Source organism: Paradesulfitobacterium aromaticivorans, assembly GCF_054657415.1.
On record NZ_BAAHYT010000004.1, the window covers coordinates 79,004 to 97,350 of the forward strand.

The 18,347-nt window shown below is 44.7% G+C and carries 19 protein-coding genes; 2 read left to right on the forward strand and 17 right to left on the reverse strand.

What is annotated here, in order from left to right; genetic code table 11:
* Positions 1–19 precede the first annotated feature (19 nt).
* From queG to ACYQ2N_RS01030, 6 genes are all read right to left on the reverse strand, one after another.
* Positions 20–1,108, reverse strand: coding sequence for a tRNA epoxyqueuosine(34) reductase QueG (queG, locus tag ACYQ2N_RS01005; protein WP_459996953.1), 1,089 nt, complete (start codon positions 1,106–1,108; stop codon positions 20–22).
* A gap of 285 nt (positions 1,109–1,393) precedes the next feature.
* Entirely contained in the window at positions 1,394–1,885 is a 492-nt protein-coding gene (locus ACYQ2N_RS01010; protein ID WP_459996955.1) for a rubredoxin-like domain-containing protein, read from the reverse strand.
* Positions 1,886–2,069: 184 nt separating this feature from the next.
* Positions 2,070–3,671: a tRNA nucleotidyltransferase/poly(A) polymerase-related protein gene (locus ACYQ2N_RS01015; protein ID WP_459996957.1), complete on the reverse strand. Its 1,602-nt coding sequence runs from the start codon at positions 3,669–3,671 to the stop codon at positions 2,070–2,072.
* A gap of 29 nt (positions 3,672–3,700) precedes the next feature.
* Positions 3,701–4,585 carry a diacylglycerol/lipid kinase family protein gene (locus ACYQ2N_RS01020; RefSeq protein WP_459996959.1) on the reverse strand — a complete coding sequence of 295 codons (885 nt, stop codon included), beginning with the start codon at positions 4,583–4,585 and terminating at the stop codon, positions 3,701–3,703.
* Between the two features lie 19 nt (positions 4,586–4,604).
* Positions 4,605–5,720 carry an aminopeptidase gene (locus tag ACYQ2N_RS01025; protein WP_459996961.1) on the reverse strand — a complete coding sequence of 372 codons (1,116 nt, stop codon included), beginning with the start codon at positions 5,718–5,720 and terminating at the stop codon, positions 4,605–4,607.
* A gap of 79 nt (positions 5,721–5,799) precedes the next feature.
* Positions 5,800–6,690: an MBL fold metallo-hydrolase gene (locus tag ACYQ2N_RS01030; protein ID WP_459996963.1), complete on the reverse strand. Its 891-nt coding sequence runs from the start codon at positions 6,688–6,690 to the stop codon at positions 5,800–5,802.
* An 86-nt stretch (positions 6,691–6,776) separates the two neighbouring features.
* Between ACYQ2N_RS01030 and ACYQ2N_RS01035 the strand changes: the two genes are divergently transcribed.
* The gene (locus ACYQ2N_RS01035; RefSeq protein ID WP_459996965.1) at positions 6,777–7,805 is read left to right on the forward strand and encodes an RluA family pseudouridine synthase; all 1,029 of its coding nucleotides are present in this window, start codon (positions 6,777–6,779) and stop codon (positions 7,803–7,805) included.
* A gap of 92 nt (positions 7,806–7,897) precedes the next feature.
* On the opposite strand, the gene ACYQ2N_RS01040 is transcribed toward ACYQ2N_RS01035, so the two are convergent.
* The 3 genes from ACYQ2N_RS01040 to ACYQ2N_RS01050 all read right to left on the reverse strand — a co-directional run bounded on the left by ACYQ2N_RS01040 (position 7,898) and on the right by ACYQ2N_RS01050 (position 10,574).
* Complete coding sequence (locus ACYQ2N_RS01040; protein ID WP_459996967.1) at positions 7,898–8,245, reverse strand: hypothetical protein; 348 nt, start codon at positions 8,243–8,245, stop codon at positions 7,898–7,900.
* Between the two features lie 74 nt (positions 8,246–8,319).
* Positions 8,320–9,297 (reverse strand): NAD-dependent epimerase/dehydratase family protein, encoded by a 978-nt coding sequence (locus ACYQ2N_RS01045; RefSeq protein ID WP_459996969.1) that lies wholly within the window; start codon positions 9,295–9,297, stop codon positions 8,320–8,322.
* On the reverse strand, positions 9,294–10,574 hold the full coding sequence (locus ACYQ2N_RS01050) for a UDP-glucose dehydrogenase family protein (protein WP_459997287.1): 1,281 nt from the start codon (positions 10,572–10,574) through the stop codon (positions 9,294–9,296). Before ACYQ2N_RS01050 ends, ACYQ2N_RS01045 begins: the two co-directional genes overlap by 4 nt.
* 158 nt (positions 10,575–10,732) lie before the next feature.
* Here ACYQ2N_RS01050 and ACYQ2N_RS01055 point away from each other — a divergent pair, with 158 nt between their 5' ends.
* Positions 10,733–13,453, forward strand: a complete 2,721-nt coding sequence (locus ACYQ2N_RS01055) for a CotS family spore coat protein (protein ID WP_459996971.1) — start codon at positions 10,733–10,735, stop codon at positions 13,451–13,453.
* Positions 13,454–13,591: 138 nt separating this feature from the next.
* Here ACYQ2N_RS01055 and ACYQ2N_RS01060 read toward each other — a convergent pair whose 3' ends face one another.
* The 8 genes from ACYQ2N_RS01060 to ACYQ2N_RS01095 form a co-directional block, all read right to left on the reverse strand.
* Entirely contained in the window at positions 13,592–14,077 is a 486-nt protein-coding gene (locus ACYQ2N_RS01060) for an HD domain-containing protein (protein WP_459996973.1), read from the reverse strand.
* Between the two features lie 67 nt (positions 14,078–14,144).
* Positions 14,145–14,339 (reverse strand): transposase, encoded by a 195-nt coding sequence (locus ACYQ2N_RS01065; protein WP_459996975.1) that lies wholly within the window; start codon positions 14,337–14,339, stop codon positions 14,145–14,147.
* Between the two features lie 727 nt (positions 14,340–15,066).
* On the reverse strand, positions 15,067–15,273 hold the full coding sequence (locus tag ACYQ2N_RS01070; RefSeq protein WP_459996977.1) for a DUF1657 domain-containing protein: 207 nt from the start codon (positions 15,271–15,273) through the stop codon (positions 15,067–15,069).
* 27 nt (positions 15,274–15,300) lie between these two features.
* The gene (gene spoVAE, locus ACYQ2N_RS01075) at positions 15,301–15,654 is read right to left on the reverse strand and encodes a stage V sporulation protein AE (protein ID WP_459996979.1); all 354 of its coding nucleotides are present in this window, start codon (positions 15,652–15,654) and stop codon (positions 15,301–15,303) included.
* Between the two features lie 15 nt (positions 15,655–15,669).
* Positions 15,670–16,671 (reverse strand): stage V sporulation protein AD, encoded by a 1,002-nt coding sequence (gene spoVAD / locus ACYQ2N_RS01080; protein ID WP_459996981.1) that lies wholly within the window; start codon positions 16,669–16,671, stop codon positions 15,670–15,672.
* A complete protein-coding gene (gene spoVAC, locus ACYQ2N_RS01085) occupies positions 16,672–17,151 on the reverse strand; it encodes a stage V sporulation protein AC (protein ID WP_459996983.1) in 480 nt (159 codons plus the stop codon).
* Between the two features lie 14 nt (positions 17,152–17,165).
* Positions 17,166–18,026 carry a DUF421 domain-containing protein gene (locus ACYQ2N_RS01090; protein WP_459996985.1) on the reverse strand — a complete coding sequence of 287 codons (861 nt, stop codon included), beginning with the start codon at positions 18,024–18,026 and terminating at the stop codon, positions 17,166–17,168.
* Positions 18,027–18,041: 15 nt separating this feature from the next.
* Positions 18,042–18,248, reverse strand: coding sequence for a DUF1657 domain-containing protein (locus ACYQ2N_RS01095; RefSeq protein WP_459996987.1), 207 nt, complete (start codon positions 18,246–18,248; stop codon positions 18,042–18,044).
* Positions 18,249–18,347: the final 99 nt, after the last annotated feature.

Genomic DNA, 18,347 nt, shown 5'->3' on the forward strand with positions numbered 1-18,347 from the left:
TAGGTGTTGTTCTGGCCGTTTATGGGCTTTTTTTGTCCCCGTTGCCCTCATCCAAATACGGCAGAATTAGCGAAGGAATCTGACCTTTTTCAGTCTGCCTCGCCAGCCATTCCTGTAGCCGGGGGTCTTGCGCCTGCTTTAACGCCAGATATGCGTTGCGTTGAAATATCCCCTTCCCGCGCCAACCGGCAGCACTTGGACGAAAACGCCGGTTAAACTCCCCTCTGGTGAGATTCAAGGTTTCAAGCAAATCGACTCCCCGGTGCAGGGAACCGCGTCCGCTAGGACTCGACGCACGGGCGCTTTCCTCTCGCTCTAATTCTTGCTCTAATTCCCGCTCTTGTTCTATACACTCCCGGTTATGAGGACAGACTTCCTGACACGTATCACAGCCAAAAATCCGCTCACCCAGCTTCGTACGAGTATCTACATCTAAAACTTGCTTGCTTTGAGTAAGGTAAGAGAGACACTTATTGGCTGCGAAAGTTTCCTTCCCAATAATTTGAGCGGGGCAAGCTTTAAGGCAGAGTTCACACTCACTGCACTTATCCGGAACAGGGTTATCAGGCGGCAGTTCCTGATCAAGCAAGAGGAGCGCCAAAGCAACAAATGAGCCGGCTCCCGGTACTATCAACTGCTGATTGCGCCCGATCCAGCCGACTCCGGCTCTAGCGGCAAAGGCGCGCTCCACCAGCGGTCCTGTGTCCACTTGAACCCTCGGGGGCAAAGAAGGCCACCCAGCCTCCATCATCCTTGCGTTCAAAAGCTCCAGTTTCCCCTGCACAAGCCGGTGATAATCTTCCCCAACAGCCGAGCGCACTAAGACTCCCTCTCCTATTTTAGCAGACGAACTTAAAGGGAGCGGGTAAGCCAAAGCCACCACGGTTTCACACTGAGGCCACACCGCTTTAGGGTCTGCGCGCAAACTAAGATCTTGTGCTTCAAACGATGTGGCCAACCCTTGTGCAGTTCGTTGTTCCAGGAATTCCCGCAGGCCCTCCACCGGCTCTGCCGATGTAAAACCTACAGCCACAAATCCCAAATCCATGGCCCATTGTTTAATATTATCTTTCCAAAAGTGTTGTTCTCTCAAACTACTTTGATTCACTAACTCCCATCCTTGCTTTATATAACCTCTTAACCTATTGTACCTCAGACGGGCTAATTCACAAAAACTTAACAAGAAGCTAACACATTAATAACAATTGCAAACGCCATTAATGATATACTTTAGGCAAGCGATAACACTTTTACTCCCTCCTCACTATTTATATATAACCCCCTCGCAACCGCACACATTGTGCGGTTTTTTCTTTCCTCGCACAAAAAACGGCCGGCAGAAAGTCAAATAACTTTTCTGCCAGCCGTTCTCCAGCCTCTTTACTAAATGAACTTACTGAAACAGCCTGTCCAAAAGCCCTTTGAAAGCTGCAGCATGGCGGCCTTCATCCTTAGAAGCCCTCTCGAAGAACTCGGCCGCGTCCAGGTTGCCGTCTTTGCGGGCGTGTTCAGCCGCTTCTGCTTTTCCTTTCTGGGCACCCAGCTCAGCTTCTACCCGCCATGCGAGGTTTTCTTTCGTAGATTTAACTTTTCCTTGGATAGCCGCAATTTCCGCCGCATGCCATGCTTCCTCAATCCCTATTTTAATAAAGGCCTGGGCGACTTCCGGATAGCCCTCTTCTTCAGCTTTCTTGGCGAAAGCAAAGTACAGTCCTGCCTCTTCAGTCTCGCCGTCCCAGTTCCCGCTTAAGTTTTTATCAGTCACGCTCTTGTCCCCGGTTAAAAGCTCAAATTTATCTTTGCTCGCGCCACACATGGGGCAGCGTTCCGGAGCCTCCTCGCCCTCATAAATATAACCGCATACTTTACATTGCCATTTTTTCATATCTTTTGTACCCCTTTCTTTTTATCTTATTTTTATTGTAGAGCGGGACCCTGCTTGTCAATGTGATTATTCAAACTGTCAGCTTGCACTTTTTGCAAAGTGTTTCCCGCCTGTTAGTAATTATTATAAAATGATATTAATTATACGTCAATAGCTTGCACAAAATAAAATTACAATCGCGCACTTAATCTCTCCGAATTCCTCTGCGCCGCCAAACCGAAGGGGTATGTACGAAATCTCTATACTCCTTTGCTAAAAGCTCCTTGTTGCTTAAATCAAATCTTTCTTCGATAATCGCCCTCTGCCTGAGGTGATCCTTGAAACGACCATAATCCTCACCGTTAATCCCAACCTCCCGTGCAACCTCTTCTAAAGTTCCCCATTCAAGTTCTTGCCAGCGTTTGGCGATAGCCGCGCTCGCAGCTCTTATACTCCCTTGAATGAAGGAAAACTTTTCTTCATCCCCTTCAGCCCGTTCCTTGCCGCCAAAAAAGTCTGCCTGCCATAGCTCTAAAAGGTTATCGACCCTGGCTACTGCAAAACCGCGGCCGTTCCACCCGTGCTCCCAGGCAAAACGCTGCGCCTTCTCGGCAATAGAAGTCCTTCCCCTTTCTCCTCTTAACTCACTCATGAAAGTAAGCGTGCCAGTCATATGATTCTCGATTAAATAGAGCAGTTCTTTCTCCCCATGCTCCTGTTCCAAAAACATAGACCAGCGAAAACGCGGGAGAATCCGTTTTACGAGACGCGCACTTTCCCGTTCATGCCCTAAGAAATGCCGCTTCCCATCCGGCACCCAGGCAAAGCCTCCTTTTTTACCGCTCCCTGGCTTAATTTGTTTAACCTGAATTGCTTCAGGGTAATGATCGAGCCTGGCTCCGCGTACAGCCACTGAACGCCCCCGCCAGCTCTCAAGATTCCTTCCGCTAAGCTTATATTCCCCCAGATAAAATTCACCCCCACGCATCTCCAATTTACCCCAGACATCGCACTCATGGCTCGCGGTTTCCCATTTGCCGGTGTCGTGAAATAGGCCTGCCAACCTAAGCAATAGTCGAGGCGGGGTATTTCTTAAGACATGGAGGGTATGTTCCCAGGCATCTTTTGCATGGTAGCGGTTTTGTACCAAACCTTGAAGCCTGGCTAACTCCGGTATGTACAGCTTAAAATATCCAAGTTCATTGAGCAGGCGCACAGCGCGCTCTACCTCTTCCAGCAACAGAATCTTGCCCAGTTCCTCAGTCACGCGCTCGCTGGCCGTTTCAGACAAGCGGGAGATTAACTCAAGGGCGGCCTCCCAAGTCCCTTCCTCGACCTTAAAGCCATAGCCAACAGCCAGGCGCACCATGCGCAAAATCCTCAGAGGGTCTTCCGCAAGCCGCTGCTTGGCATCCCCGCACCCTCTAAGAACTTTATCTTCTAAATCCTTGGCACCGCCCAACGGGTCTATAAGTTCGCGGCTGGCGGGATCAAGGTATAAAGCATTAACCGTGAAATCCCTGCGTAAGGCATCATTTTCGATACTCCCGCGCATTTCCGTAAAATCGAGACGTTCCTGCTCATGAAAAAGAGTAACCGTTTGCTGATGCGCTCCCAAAATATGCGGGTGATATCCCCACTCCCGCAACGCTGTAGCCAGATCCGGCAGAGGTTTAGAGACCACCGCATCCAGGTCGTGAGAAGGTGTCCCCATCTTAAGGTCGCGCACTGCTCCTCCGACCACATACACTGGTGCCAGGGATCTTATCTTAGTTAGTACTTCTTGTTGAAAAGGAGTGCTTAGCATCAAAAACCTCCGTAAAAATGATATGAAGATTAATGGAAAACAGAAATTTTCGGACCAATCCTAATATGCCACGGACTTTCCGGACCCCACTCTCCATCGAGGTCTGAGGTCAGAGGGCGGTCTACCTGTACCATAATCTCCTCCGTTTGAAACTGTTCAATCTTCCCGCTCGCCCCCTTTTCCCCACGCAGCAGGCTGAATAAAATGCGCAAAGCTTCAGGCCATCCGCTCTGGCGCACTAACAGGATATCAAGCTTGCCATCAGAGAGGGATGCCCGCGGCATCAATTGTCTTAACCCTCCTACGGAAAGTCCGTTAACCGCCAACAGTAGCATAATTTCTTCCTGATGCCGCTTACCTTCTAATGTATACTCGAGCTTGAACGGGCGGAAAGATGGAAGGCTTTCCAGCCCTTTTAAGTAATAAGCGAGCTGGCCCAAGACGTTTTTGACGCGCACGTCAACCTTCTGAGAAACGTCAGTTAACAGCCCGGCGGCGACAACATTTACGAAGTAGCGATTATTTATCATCCCTAAGTCCATGGAAAACACGCGACCTTGGTTAATGACCGAACAGGCCTCAGGTATTGTTCGCGGCAGGCGCAAGGCAAAAGCCAAGTCATTGGCAGTACCTACTGGCAGAATCCCTAAAACAGGCCGCTTGCTCTCTTTAATCTTCATCAACCCATTGACGGCATGATGAACGCTACCGTCCCCCCCGGCCACCACCAGTGTTTGTACATCAGAAGACTTGGCCGCCGTGGTTTCGATATCTTCCGGGGAACCAGCACGATGCACACTTACCTCATAGCCACCTTCCTGAAAGGTTTGAATAATGGCATCAAGCGAACCAATTGCTTTGCGCCGGCCTGCATGGGGATTATAAATAAAACGCAGATGCTTGCTATTTCTCATCTGTACATACTTCTTTCCTTCATTTAAGGTTATCCGGATTCAGCCCCTCTAATTCAGGCAGCACAAAGCGCCCATCTTTACGTACCAATACGCCGTCAAAATATATTTCCCCGCCGCCATATTCCGGACGCTGAATGCACACCAAATCCCAGTGAATAGCGGATTTATTGCCATTATCGCACTCGTCATAACAGGATCCGGGCGTAAAATGAAAACTTCCTGCTATCTTCTCATCAAAAAGAGTGTCTTTCATCGGCGTGAGAATATAGGGATTAACCCCGAGGGCAAATTCCCCAATGTAGCGCGCTCCCTCGTCAGTGTTAAATACATTCTCAATCCGCTCTATGTCATTAGCGTTAGCCTTTACGATCTTGCCGTTTTCAAACTCAAGGCTGACCGAGTCATAGGTAAACCCTTGATGGACTGCCGGCGTGTTATAAGTAATTTTCCCGTTAACCGAATTCCTGAGCGGTGCGGTAAATATCTCCCCATCCGGGATGTTAACATGCCCGTCACATTTTATCGCCGGCATTCCTTTAATGGAAAAGGTCAGATCCGTGCCCGGTCCCAAGATGTGAATCTTGTCCGTGTGCTCCATTAAGTCTTTTAAGGGGTCCATCGCTTCGGACATCTTGCTGTAATCGAGGTTGCATACGTCAAAATAGAAGTCCTCAAATCCCTCAATGCTCATGTTCGCTAGCTGAGACATGGAAAAGTTCGGATAGCGCAGAACACACCAGCGCGTGTGTGGAACCCTTTGCTCAGAATGCACCGGTTTAGAATAATGGGACGCGTAGATTTTCATCTTATCTGCCGGAACATCTGCCCATTCGTTGATATTATCTCCCGAGCGTACACCGATGTACGCCTGCATCTCGCTCATCTTGGCCCTGTCCCAGCGGGCCATCGCGTCAGCCTGTTCCACCGTCATCCCTTTTAATATTTCCCGCATTAGAGTATGATTAGATATGGTCAAAAAAGGAATCCCCCCCGCTTCATAAACGCGCTTAACCAGAGCCTGGGCCAAGGGGATCTCCAGACCCACCAACTCAATTAGGATTTTTTCCCCCGGTTGGAGATTTACAGCATAGCCGACTAAGTTATCTGCCAGTTTCTCAATCCGTGGATCTTTCATATAAATGCCCTCCTTTATCTGCACTGTATGCCAGGTATATTTTATTACAATTAAAGCGCTTAGCAAATTATATCATTAATTACTCCCGGTAGAAGTAACACTTGCCCCCGATTACGCTCTTGCTGAGTTCCTGTCGGTTCGCTAGATAAGAAAGAAAGGCCCCTGCCGTGGCATAAGTCATGTAGTACCCGGCCACATCCACTTCCATCGCACTTTCCTTTAAGATTTCTTCCGTAATATCCTCGCGCGTTAGCGGCTGGTCACACCAGCTTAAGACAAGCTCCAGGTACTGCTCAATCCGGGCTTTGTTGTGCGCGCACAACTCCTTAATCCCAGCATAAACCTGGGAACCATGGGAGAGAACAACATGCTCTACCTCAAGCCCGGCGAGGAAATCCAAGGTTTTCAACTGCCCTCCTACATCCAGCAGGAACGGGAAACCGTACTTTTTCATAATCTCCTCGCTAAAAAGGCTGTCCCCGGCAAAGAGCACAGAATCCCCGGTAATGACCCCAATCTGGTTAAAAGTGTGGCCCGGGAGAGATACGATTCGAAACCGTTTATCTCCTATTTCCATTTCTCCCTCGTGTATGGCGGCATCCGTTTCTACCGATGGCCCTTTCAGGAATCTTCCTTCCAGCTCGCGCACCGGAGCAGCCCCATAGAGAGCTTCACTTTCCAGGCGCGGGTATTTCATGAATAAACCCTCATGTTCCTCGGCATAACGTACAAGACCTGGGTATTGTTCCTTCAGAAATTTTAAGGCTCCGAAATGATCCGGATGAGCATGCGTAATTAGCGCATACTTAGGCTTAAGATTATCCCCCTCCAAAGCCTGAGCCAAAGCCCGGCCTACAGTCGCATCGATCCCCGCGTCCACCAGCAAGGCAGTCCCGTTTTTATACCGAATCACCCCTATGTTAGTCGCACCTTGGTAATAATATGTATGTCCCTGAATTTTTGTTAGCATTTATTAATGACTTCCTCCGATCATTTGACATCATTTTAATTTCGATTATATCATCTAACGGTAAACTCTGATCAAGGAGACTACCTATGGCACAGAAAGAGCCTTGGCTCTACATCTTACAGCCGGAAGACGAAGGAAAGAAATATTTCGAGATTCTTCATCACAAGTTTCACTTCTCCCGCAGGCTATTACAAAATCTAAAGCAAGGGGAAAAGGCCTGGGTGGACGGGCGTTTTACCTTTCTTTCCGCCCGCGGCCATGCCGGAGAGACCCTTACTATAGAATTATTTTCTCCGGAAGAAGCCACTATTCCTGCAACCAGTATCCCTTCTAGTATAAGTGTTTCTATGGCAAGCAATCATGGTAGTTTATCCCAGCGACATATCGCTGGCATGGACGCAGTTCAAGTAGCTGCTTCCCTTGGCTTAGAAATACTTTACGAAGATGACTATATCCTGGCTGTCAACAAGAGAGCGGGTCAGGTCGTGCACCCCAATCCGCGATATCCTGCCAAAACCCTCGGCAATGACGTGATCGCATACTGGGAAAGCCAAAGACAGCCCAGACCCTTCCGACCCGTGCACCGCATCGACCGCAACACTACCGGCGTGGTCGTAATAGCCAAAAATACTTTTGCCCATCAGCAATTAGCCCACCAATTAGAAAGCAGGCTAATCTACAAGCGTTATTTAGGTTTTGTATCCGGTGGTGTAAAGCACGATACTGGCCTGATCGACCAGCCAATTGGTTTAGAACCCGGAAGCTTTATCAAACGGAAGGTACGCGCGGACGGCTTACCCGCTCTTACGGAATTCAGGGTGCTCAAGCGTTACCGCCAAGCTACTCTGCTCGAATTCATCCTACATACCGGCCGTACGCATCAGATTCGCGCCCACTGCCAGTCCATAGGGCATCCCTTGCTTGGAGATGACCTTTACGGAGGGGACACTAGCTTAATCGAACGGCAAGCCTTGCACGCATTTATTTATTCCTTCCTCCATCCCGCCAGTGGGCGAAGGATCAGCATCCGGGCTTCCATACCACCTGATGTCAAATTATTGATACGGAAACTAAAGAAAGCTTCTACACTGGGATTTGACAACAGAATTACTTGAGCAAACAAATAACGAGAGGATGCCTCGAACTTTTGAAACATCCTCTCGTTATTTTTAGTTTTTGCAATTTTTGATTATAAGAGTCCATAACCTTACGGACGATTAATTACATTAACCTTCCGACCCGCTTCCTGACTAGTCTGGGAACTAGTAACTTTATTCTCGACTGGGTTCACTACTTCTTCATCTTGGTCTTGGTCTTCGTCTTCTTCTTCGTCGTCTTCTTCTTCGTCGTCTTCTTCGTCTTCTTCGTCTTCTTCTTCGTCTTCTTCTTCGTCCTCTTCTCCGTTCTCTTCTCCGTTCTCTTCTTCGTCCTCTTCTTCGTTATCAAAATCGAACTTCATTACGTCCCCATTTTGATACTTCACTTTGATTTTTTTAATTTCATTTCCATTGTCCAATGCCTCATAAACTTGTTTTAATAATTCATCTTTGTCCATATTTTTTCACCTTTCTCTACTGAATTTGCCAAACTATCTCTCCACCAAAATAGGCCCTCATCAGGTGGAACAATTTAGTGTATTATATGATCACTTTGAGCTGTCGGTGCTGAACTGTATGATTGAATGTCATTGATCTGTTGTTCTAACCCGAATTTCAAAGAGCTTGCCGGATAATAATTTACCAGTGTTTGAGCCTTTGATATATCTGCCCAAGTATCCCTCGGTTCTCCCTTAAGCCGTGGCATAAATTCCAGAGTCGCCTTAACGCTTAGAAAATATTCTATCATCGATATGACTTCTAGGATCGACGCCCTCTCCTTACCCCCAATATTAATCGTTTCCCCGATCACTCCATCTGCATGAAGTACCGCAGCAGTTCCTTCTACACAATCCCCGATGAAGGTAAAATCGCGTGTTTGCTTCCCATCTCCATATATTTTGATTGGCTCACGCTGAAGAATCCCTTTAATGAATCGATGAAATGCCATATCTGATCTTTGTCTTGGTCCATACACAGTGAAATATCTTAGAATAACAATGGGTATCCCGTAGCTTATTTGATATACCTTACACAAATATTCACCCGTGAGCTTACTCACTCCATATGGGGAAAGGGGGGCGGGAATCGAATCTTCTGCGACTTTTCCTACTTTTTCACCGTAAACCGAAGATGTCGAAACATAGATAAACTTTTTGAGTGGGCATGCCCGCACCGCTTCCAATAATATCTGGGTGGCTACGATATTGTGATCGACATAGGATTGAAAATCCGTTCCCCAGCTTGTGCGTACCCCGGGCATACCCGCTAAATGATAGACAACTTGAACGCCGTCCAGAAGCTTCTCTAAGTCTGCTTGACGGAGGTCAACCTGATGAAATTGAAAACGGGGATGTGGGAGCAACAGTCTAAGATTCCTCTGTTTCGTTAGGTTTTGGGAGGGATTGATAAAGCCATCGATTCCGATGACATCGGTGCCGTCCTTTTGGAGCAATCGTTCACAAAGGTGTGAGCCAATAAAACCGGCGGCCCCAGTCACTAATATTTTCATCGTTTCGCAACCCCCAGGTACATGAATCCTTCACTTCTAACGATTTTCTCATCAATACAGTTTCTGGCATCAAGAATGATCGATCCTTTCATTCTTGATTTTACTTCTGACCAATTGCATTTGCGAAATTGTCCCCATTCTGTTGCAATAATCAAGGCGTCCGAATTCCTAACTGATTCATATTGATCATCAAAAGAAGAAACATTCGCTAATTCAAGTTTCACCATAGGATCATACGTGTGAACAAGACAACCCTTGTGGACAAGTTGTTTAACAAGAGTAATGGCTGGAGAGGAACGCAGATCATCTGTGCCAGGTTTAAAGGTTACGCCCCAAACCGTGATTTGTTTATCCGCCAAGTCCGGGAGTGCCGTACTCAGTTTGTTCAAGTAGAGCTCAATTTGAGTATCATTGATCTCCATTACGGCATCGAGTAGCTTTGTCTCCACTTTTTGCCTCAACGCTGAATCTTTTAGAGCATTTAGATCTTTCGGTAGACATGATCCGCCAAAACCTAGTCCAGCATTTAAGAAATGCGGCCCAATTCGCGGATCCGCCCCTAATCCTTTGGCAATATCTGAATAATTCACATCATAAACATCACATATACGGGCTATTTCATTCGCGAATGAAATTTTCGTGGCCAGAAAGGCATTACTGGCGTATTTGATCAGTTCCGCGCCTGTTAAACTGGTAAAAATATAGGGAAATCTTCCCCTTTGATATAGCGTCTTGAGAACTTTGATGGGACGATCTGACTTTGTGCCAAAAACAATTTTATTAGGGTGCAATATATCCCATAATGCAGTTCCTTCCCGTAAAAATTCCGGATTAGAAACAATATCGAACAAATCTTCTTCTATGCCCATTTCAACAAGCGCTTGGTAAATCCATTCATTGGTACCTGGTGGAACAGTACTTTTGGTAATAATGATTTTGTACTCATTAATGTTTGACGCGATGATTTTAACAACATGGCTGATAAAACTAAGATTGCTGCTTCCATCTTCCTTGGAAGGTGTGCCTACGGCAATCAGAATAATTGGATAATCTCTAATACTTTCTTCCACCTGATATGAAAAATGGAGACTATCGTTTTTGCAGGTTTTGTCAATTAATTCTTTTAATCCTGGTTCATATATGGGGACTATACCTTTTTGAAGGCTATTAATTTTTGTTTGATCGATATCTACACATTGAACTTCATGGCCAAAATCCGCTAAAGCAGTTGCAGTTGTGAGCCCCACATAACCGGCACCTACGACGCATATTCTCATCAATCGGTCAACCCACTCCCTATGCAATGGTCGATTTATATATTGTATTCGTACATGATAGGATGGGTTAAAAATTTGAGTGCGTTCGCAGCACTAACATTCATCGCTAAAGCAGAATAGTTTATATTGCGTAGTTTGAAAATGGTGGAGGCGGCGAAATGGAAGAATATCTGATTCACCCGTGGGATACCGAAGATTTGCCTTCAGTTATTAATTTAGATTTGTACGTTCCTCCTGAAATTGATGAATTGGCACAAGAAGTGGTTACCTACTACGACATGGTGGTCCGTGATAAAACGTTAATTACAGCAAAGTCGGACAAAGGTGGGGCGATCTGGAAAATTGAAACTGATCATGGACCCCGAAGTTTGAAGCTATTACACCGTAGGCCGATCAGAAGTCTCTTCAGCATTGGGGCACAAGATTACCTCGTAAAACAAGGAGGAAGGGTTCCAGAATTAAAAAAGACCAAGGAAGGCCTTCTCTACGTCGAAAAGGGCGGGAAGTTATGGATTGTCACGGATTGGATTGAAACCCTCACTCCGGCAAGTAAGGATCTAGAGGGTGCTTATGCTCTATGTTACGGTTTGGGGGAATTTCATAGGCATTCTCAGGGTTATATTCCACCAACAGGATCCCAAAGGGCTTCTAGATTGTATCATTGGCCTGCTTACTATCGAAAAATAATTTATAAATTCAATTGGTTTTGCACTATCGCCAAGGCTTACGATGATATTCCGAGTAGTCAATCACTTCTTTCTACCATCGGGATATTTGAGCGACAGGCTCTTGATGCATTGTCCCTGCTTGAGCAATCAGCTTATGCTCAGATGGTGTCGCTGGGGGAAGAGCACTGGGGACTTGTTCACCAAGACTACGGATGGTCTAACGGACAACTTGGTCCTGGCGGTCTTTGGGTGATCGATTTGGATGGAGTGTCCTACGATTTGCCGATCCGCGATCTGCGCAAGCTAATCTCGGGCACGATGGATGACATGGGTAAATGGGACGTTACTTGGATTCGAGGCATGATTGATGCCTATCATCAAGCAAATCCGCTCGATCAAGAAACTTACGAGCTTTTACTGATTGATCTGGCATTTCCCAATGAATTCTATAAATGCATAAATGAAATACTTTTCGATCCCATTCGTTTTCTTAATAATGATTTAGAAGGAATTATTCAGCATCTCATCCTTTTGGAAAAGACAAAGGTTCTGGCTCTAACTCAACTTAAACAAGACACGCTAAAATTTCAAAAAAGCAACTATGGTTCAAGAACAGTAACTGAACCAGAAACTTTTGAGATGATGCAAACACAAGCAAATATGGAAAATACAACATTACCACATTTGCTCATCAAAGAAAATTCTCCCTTTAATCCAGATAAGATCCAAGAAGATCTTCATCTCAGTATTAGGTATGTTAAAAAAAATAACCACATCACAATTGAAAGGGCTTTTTCTCTAAAAAAGAACCTTAAAAAGGATGTCGGCCCTGCAGGGAATAAGAGCCTACAAAAACAGCAGAGTCTTATGGAGAATAATCGCTTGCAAATGAACGAGAACCAAAAATTACATGTACTGATGATTTGCACGGAAAAGTTGCCGGTCCCTCCTGTGCGCGGAGGAGCTATTCAAACCTATATCGAGGGAATCTCAGGAATGTTAAGTAAACAACATGACTTAACGATCTTAGGAACTACAGACCCTTCATTACCACAAGAGGAGTATAAAAATAATATTCGGTATGTAAGATTAGATGGCGAGCAAGTCTTAGAAATCTATGCTAAAGAGGTTATTTCTTTCCTTAAAAATAAGTCCTTTGATCTTATTCATGTATTTAACCGGCCTCGTCTTATTCCTTTAATTCGCGCAGCCGCTCCCCATTCACGAATCATTCTAAGTATGCATAACGATATGTTTAATCCTGATAAAATCCACCGAAATGATGCGCTGACCGCAATCAACGAAGCAGAACGGATCATTACAGTAAGTAATTATGTAGGAAATACAATTTGCACTCTCTATCCTCAAGCAGCATCGAAGGTTCACACGATATATTCAGGAGTAAACCTAAATACCTTTATCCCTTGGGGAAAATCTAATACAGCCGCTCAGATTCGTCAGAAACTGCGGAAAGAATATAATCTTGAATCCAAGACCGTTATTTTATTTGTTGGGCGCTTGACTCCCAAAAAGGGCATCGATCTATTAGTTCAAGCCATTAATGAGGTGCATTCCTTTTATTCGAATATTGCCTTGGTGATTGTGGGCGGAACCTGGTACAGTGAGGACAAAGTAACCGATTATGTGGCCTATGTTCGTTCCCTGGCAGAGAGAGCCCTTTTCCCCGTGGTCACTACTGGTTATGTATCAGCCGATCTCATTCATCAGTGGTTTTGGGCTGGAGATATCTTTGTGTGCCCTTCTCAGTGGCAAGAACCCCTTGCCCGTGTCCATTACGAAGCGATGGCTGCCGGTTTGCCCTTTCTTACGACTGCACGAGGCGGTAATCCAGAAGTTGTGATCGAGCAAAATGGGCTAATCGTCGAACGACCCGAGGACACAAACGAATTTGCCAAGAAACTTGAAATTCTCCTTACCGATCCCAAACTTTGTCAGACAATGGGGCGCAACGGCAGGCGCTTGGCGGAACAGCGATTTAGTTGGGAGCGGGTAGCACAGGAAGTCTTGGACGTATGGAACCCGAGATTCTACGTTGTTGAAGATAATGTAATGAAGCGTCCCAATAAAGTTAAAAATCCCCGTCTGAGAGAAAAGGATTTAGATAATAAATCAAATAAAGATTTAGAAGAAACAGCAAAAATAATCGGTTCATCTGTGGTGAAGATCACCCGGGACATGATCCGTCATTAGATGAACCACCTACCCTTTGTACGTTGAAAACAGAACACCAGTTAAAATGCTTTTATCTTAACTGGTGTTATTCTCGATATTTATAATTGGAAAAAAGCACCTGCCGTCATTCAGCAGATGCCCTTAAATATAATTCAATCACACTAAATACATCGTAGCGAGAAGCTCCGTGCCCTTCTTAGTCTTAAAATATTTCGTTCTGATACTCTCTATAGCATTCTTGTCAATATTAGTTTCAAAAATGTTTACAAGAAAATCTGCTTCGATAAGTATCTGGAAATCCAAACCATCTATCTTCTGATAACTGTGATGATTACCAATTAAATAACAAACCCTGTCAATTATTTCAGACTCAACAGCATTATTTTCAAGTATCTGTTTTGCAATTGGAGGCCCTTCAATTTCTTGAAACTTGCCTGCTGTTGAATTATACTTTCGCTCAGCCTCCTTGATTCCAATATCATGCAACACTGCTGCAAGACCTATTATTTGAGCTTCCTTTTCAGACATATGTTCCATACCTGAAATTGCAAATGCAAATCCATAAACTTTTAAAGCATGGTTGATTCTCCGGACATCATTACCAAAGTACACCATCATTTTTTCAATGACCCAAAACATCATAAGCCCTCCCTTAATAAATCTCTCATAGCCTTTTAAGTTTCCATCTTGTCAAAGTAGCGATTTGTCGCTAAGAGCTGTGCACGTCTTTGAGATAACTCTCTATCTTGGCATTTAAGACTTTCCGCCGATATTTCACCGACCAAACGATGTGATAATTAACGTTGTAGATACAAGTTCGTCTATGAATTAGATGTTCTTTGCTCATACATATAGTATAAATCTTCGTCTCAAGCCACTGAACCTCCACCGAACCGGATAGCATGATGGATGGTGGGGCATCAATATTAATCTGACAAAATACATAATAAGTGTTATCATCTATATATGAGGTGAATTCTGAAATGAAAAATTATACGTGGTATGATTTCGGTAGATTATCGACAAGTGCTAAGAAACAGTTTCTAATTGACATCAAGCCTAGGGCACAAAAAGAGGGTAGCTTTAATTTGCTTTTGTATAACAGGTATGCAGAACAATTTGGCTTGGAAAAGATTAGACTTTCTTAATTAAACACAATAAAATTAATACGCAAGAATATTTGGAAGACCGTTGTAAAGCGGTCTCTTTTTTTACTGAAAGATAGAGAAAGCCACTAAATGCTCAATCATGCCAAAAAAAGTCCAGCTGGAAAGCTGGATTTATTAGTAATTAAATTTCAAGCAATACAGTAGAAAGGCTCTTCAGCATAATTTCTTAACATCAACATAATTATTTGGGCTTGTTCGCTGGCACTATTGAAGCTATTGGAGCAACAACTTTCTTTTCAGCCTTCTTCTTCTTTTTTTCCTTGTTTCTAGGACTTTTGTCTCCCATATATAATACCTCCAATCACTCATTAGCTTTAGTATACTCTCTTTCCGATATTTCCGCCATCAGCCGCATAGCTGAAAAACCTCGTGGATCACTTAATAAGCATTCCGGTCCATTTCTGTAACCGCCTGGGCGTACTAACACAAAGGGCTGAAAATCGTTTTTCAGCCCTTTTGTCCTTATTGCTGCTTGTATTGAGGTTCCTGCTCCTCTGTATACTGCTGCCTTCCCTGCAATGTTACAAGAGCATCGTCGAAAGTCTGTGCAATCTGCTGGAATGTTTGCTTTGCTGTCTGGTCTTGAGTTTCCAACGCAAAAGTTTTCATAGTGGCAGCCGCACTTTGCACGGTGGCTATCGCCTTTGACATTTGTGTTCCTACGGTCATATTATCACCTCCCTTCTAAAAGCTCACTTAGCCTTTTGGTCTAAATACCAGAGTAGATAAGAAGCCAAAAATGATCGCTGCTGAAATACCCGCACTGGTAATCTCAAATATTCCTGTTAATACCCCGATAATCCCGGTCTTTTCCGCTTCCTGCAAAGCACCCTTCACCAATTGGTTGCCAAAGCTGCTTATGGGTACGGAAGCCCCGGCTCCAGCAAACTTAACGAGTTTATCGTACAGCCCAAGTCCTCCAAGGATTGATCCGGCAACCACAAGCGTACTCATGGTATGGGCAGGTGTTAGCTTTAACCCATCCATAAGAAGCTGCCCTATAACGCATATCAATCCACCGATAATAAAAGCCCAAATGAATTTTTCCAAATAAAAGCCTCCCTATTACATTTCTATTGATACTGCATGTGCGATACAGGGTATGGTTTCTTTTTGTTGGTATGACATAGGTGAAAGCAATGCCCCTGTCGCCACAACCAAAATCTTTTTTAATTCTCCCTTACGCATGCGGTTTAAAAAGTGTCCGTAGGTTGTTGTCGCGGCACAGGCACAACCGCTTCCACCTGCCAATACAGGCTGTGTATCCTTATATATCATCATTCCGCAGTCAGTAAGCTTTTCTTCAGGTATATCAATCCCATGCTTTTTAAGTAAATCCCCGGCAATACTGTGTCCTACCCTGCCCAAGTCTCCAGTAGCAATAAAGTCATAATTTGCTGCTGAAACATTCATATCCCTAAAATGGGCTTCTAATGTATCGACGGCTGCCGGAGCCATTGCGGCTCCCATGTTAAAAGGGTCGGAAATTCCCATATCAACGACACGCCCTATTGTGGCACAAGTTACCTTTGGCCCTTCGCCTTGTTGTGCCACTACTACCGCTCCCGCTCCTGTGACTGTCCATTGAGCGGTCGGAGGTTTTTGTGCTCCGTATTCGGTAGGATAGCGGTACTGTTTTTCTGATGCAGCGTTATGGCTTGAGGTTCCGGCAAGGGCAAGCTTGGCAAACCGACTGTCAACCAATAAGGATGCCATCGCCAACCCCTCCATCGAACTGGAACACGCACCATAAATTCCAAGATAAGGGATGCCCAGCGTTCTTGCCGTGAAACTGCTGGATATGATTTGGTTTATCAAATCACCACTCATAAAAAACTGTATATCTTCTTTTTTGACACCCGCCTTTTTTATGGCTGTTTCACAAGCCTGCTCCAACAGTTTCTTTTCAGCCTTTTCGTAGCTGTCCTGTCCCAGCCATAAATCATCATGGAGAAGGTCAAAGTCGGATGCTAAATTCCCCTGTGCCTCAAAGGGGCCGCCGATAGCAGCTGACCCGATAATAACCGGCTTATTTTCAAAAATCCATGACTGATGACCTTGTAACATTTATACACCACCTAACATTTTAACAATCACGCTCACAATTGCTACCACGAAGGCAGAGAAAACACCGTACACTATAACAGGCCCCGCTAACTTGAACATATTACCGCCGACGCCCAACACGTAGCCCTCGCTTTTATGCTCCAGCGCCGCCGAAGCAATGGTATTGGCAAACCCTGTCACAGGAACAGCGGTCCCAGCCCCAGCCCATTGGGCGATATGATCGTAAAACCCAAGGCTTGTAAAAAGAATGGAAGTGAATACCAAGACTGCTACAGTCGGATTTCCCGCTGTCTTTTCGTCAAAGTTGAAGTAAGTCATAAAAAACCACATGAGCCCCTGCCCGATGGTACAGATAATGCCACCTACTAAAAATGCCCTCATACAGTTCCTTAAGATCGGGCGTTTCGGTTCTCTGGCATGTGCAAAATCCTGGTATTGCTGCTGTATAGGGGTCAATTTTTTTCTCTTTTTGCTTGACATATAAAAGTCACCTTCTATCGTAATAAATACGGATTTAGTTTATCCATTAACTGTTTTAGCTTTTGGGCATTTTTCTTATACATCGCTTTTGCGTTATTATCATTAGTTTCTAAAGCAAAGGTTGTAAGGCTTGCCTGGGCTTTTTCAATATTTGCATAGTTCATTTCTTTTACTTTAGGCTGTGGAAGCTCTATGGCATCATCGAAAAGATCCACATACAGGTCACCCGACGAATCCACCTGTCCTAAAAAAACATTGTCCAAGGATACACCCATGTTTTCTAATTGAATGCGAAGCCACTCCTTGTTTAATCCTAAAGAAGCCAAGGGCTCATTTAACACATTCCCGTCTAAAATAATGGTTTGCGGTTCAGCCTGGGGTGCGGTCTTAACGCCTAAATCATGGGCAGTAACAGGCTTTTTGTCGGATTTTAAGAAAACATTTATTTCCCCTGTGGTTTCCATTACGGCAAACTCCACATCCGCCAGGTTAAAGGCGTTTTTACTGCGAAGCTCTCTTAAGAGTTCCTCCCCCGTAAGCCTTGTTTGCATAAGGCTCTCCTCCATAATTTTCCCATGCTTGATTAGCACTGTTTCCTTTCCGTTAATGAGGTCGTGAAGTCGCTTGCTCTTTAAAGATAAGTAATCGAGTACGATTGGAAACAGCACCCACACGCCCAGGGCTATCAAGCCGAACGCCACTTCTTTGATAACGTTTACAGAAATCAAGGCAGAAATAATGGCAATGGCGTGATAGCACACGAATTTATACGGCGGTACACGGGTGATGTTTCTTTTCCCCAAAATCCTTGCAACCACCACTACAAGAATAAATAATGCGATTGAGCGATAAAGTATTTGTAACCACATTGGCATATAGATTTCCCCCAATTAATTCCCTTTATATTGCGGTTCTTGAAATTCTAATACCTGCACCCTTTTTTCAAGGTCATTTATAACTGCTTCGGTAGTTTCCAGAGCTTCTTTATAGACCGACACGGTTTCCTCGTCCTGAGTTTGTGTTGAATATATCCGTAAAGTGCCTTGGACACCTTTTAAACTTGCTAAAGTTTGTTTTACCTGTGAAGCTACTGTCATGAAAATTACCTCCTTTTCCTGTATTATTTTTACTATTATTCTTAATTTAATTCGTTAAAAGGAATTTTAATACTTGGTGAACTTATTCGATTCATTGGT

Coding starts and splice junctions, on each gene's coding strand:
- ACYQ2N_RS01010 (WP_459996955.1), bottom strand. CDS start 1,885: ATGAAAAAATGGCAATGTAAAGTATGCGGTTATATTTATGAGGGCGAG.
- ACYQ2N_RS01015 (WP_459996957.1), bottom strand. CDS start 3,671: ATGCTAAGCACTCCTTTTCAACAAGAAGTACTAACTAAGATAAGATCC.
- ACYQ2N_RS01020 (WP_459996959.1), bottom strand. CDS start 4,585: ATGAGAAATAGCAAGCATCTGCGTTTTATTTATAATCCCCATGCAGGC.
- ACYQ2N_RS01025 (WP_459996961.1), bottom strand. CDS start 5,720: ATGAAAGATCCACGGATTGAGAAACTGGCAGATAACTTAGTCGGCTAT.
- ACYQ2N_RS01030 (WP_459996963.1), bottom strand. CDS start 6,690: ATGCTAACAAAAATTCAGGGACATACATATTATTACCAAGGTGCGACT.
- ACYQ2N_RS01035 (WP_459996965.1), top strand. CDS start 6,777: ATGGCACAGAAAGAGCCTTGGCTCTACATCTTACAGCCGGAAGACGAA.
- ACYQ2N_RS01040 (WP_459996967.1), bottom strand. CDS start 8,245: ATGGACAAAGATGAATTATTAAAACAAGTTTATGAGGCATTGGACAAT.
- ACYQ2N_RS01045 (WP_459996969.1), bottom strand. CDS start 9,297: ATGAAAATATTAGTGACTGGGGCCGCCGGTTTTATTGGCTCACACCTT.
- ACYQ2N_RS01050 (WP_459997287.1), bottom strand. CDS start 10,574: ATGAGAATATGCGTCGTAGGTGCCGGTTATGTGGGGCTCACAACTGCA.
- ACYQ2N_RS01055 (WP_459996971.1), top strand. CDS start 10,733: ATGGAAGAATATCTGATTCACCCGTGGGATACCGAAGATTTGCCTTCA.
- ACYQ2N_RS01060 (WP_459996973.1), bottom strand. CDS start 14,077: ATGATGTTTTGGGTCATTGAAAAAATGATGGTGTACTTTGGTAATGAT.
- ACYQ2N_RS01065 (WP_459996975.1), bottom strand. CDS start 14,339: ATGCTATCCGGTTCGGTGGAGGTTCAGTGGCTTGAGACGAAGATTTAT.
- ACYQ2N_RS01070 (WP_459996977.1), bottom strand. CDS start 15,273: ATGACCGTAGGAACACAAATGTCAAAGGCGATAGCCACCGTGCAAAGT.
- spoVAD (WP_459996981.1), bottom strand. CDS start 16,671: ATGTTACAAGGTCATCAGTCATGGATTTTTGAAAATAAGCCGGTTATT.
- spoVAC (WP_459996983.1), bottom strand. CDS start 17,151: ATGTCAAGCAAAAAGAGAAAAAAATTGACCCCTATACAGCAGCAATAC.
- ACYQ2N_RS01090 (WP_459996985.1), bottom strand. CDS start 18,026: ATGCCAATGTGGTTACAAATACTTTATCGCTCAATCGCATTATTTATT.
- ACYQ2N_RS01095 (WP_459996987.1), bottom strand. CDS start 18,248: ATGACAGTAGCTTCACAGGTAAAACAAACTTTAGCAAGTTTAAAAGGT.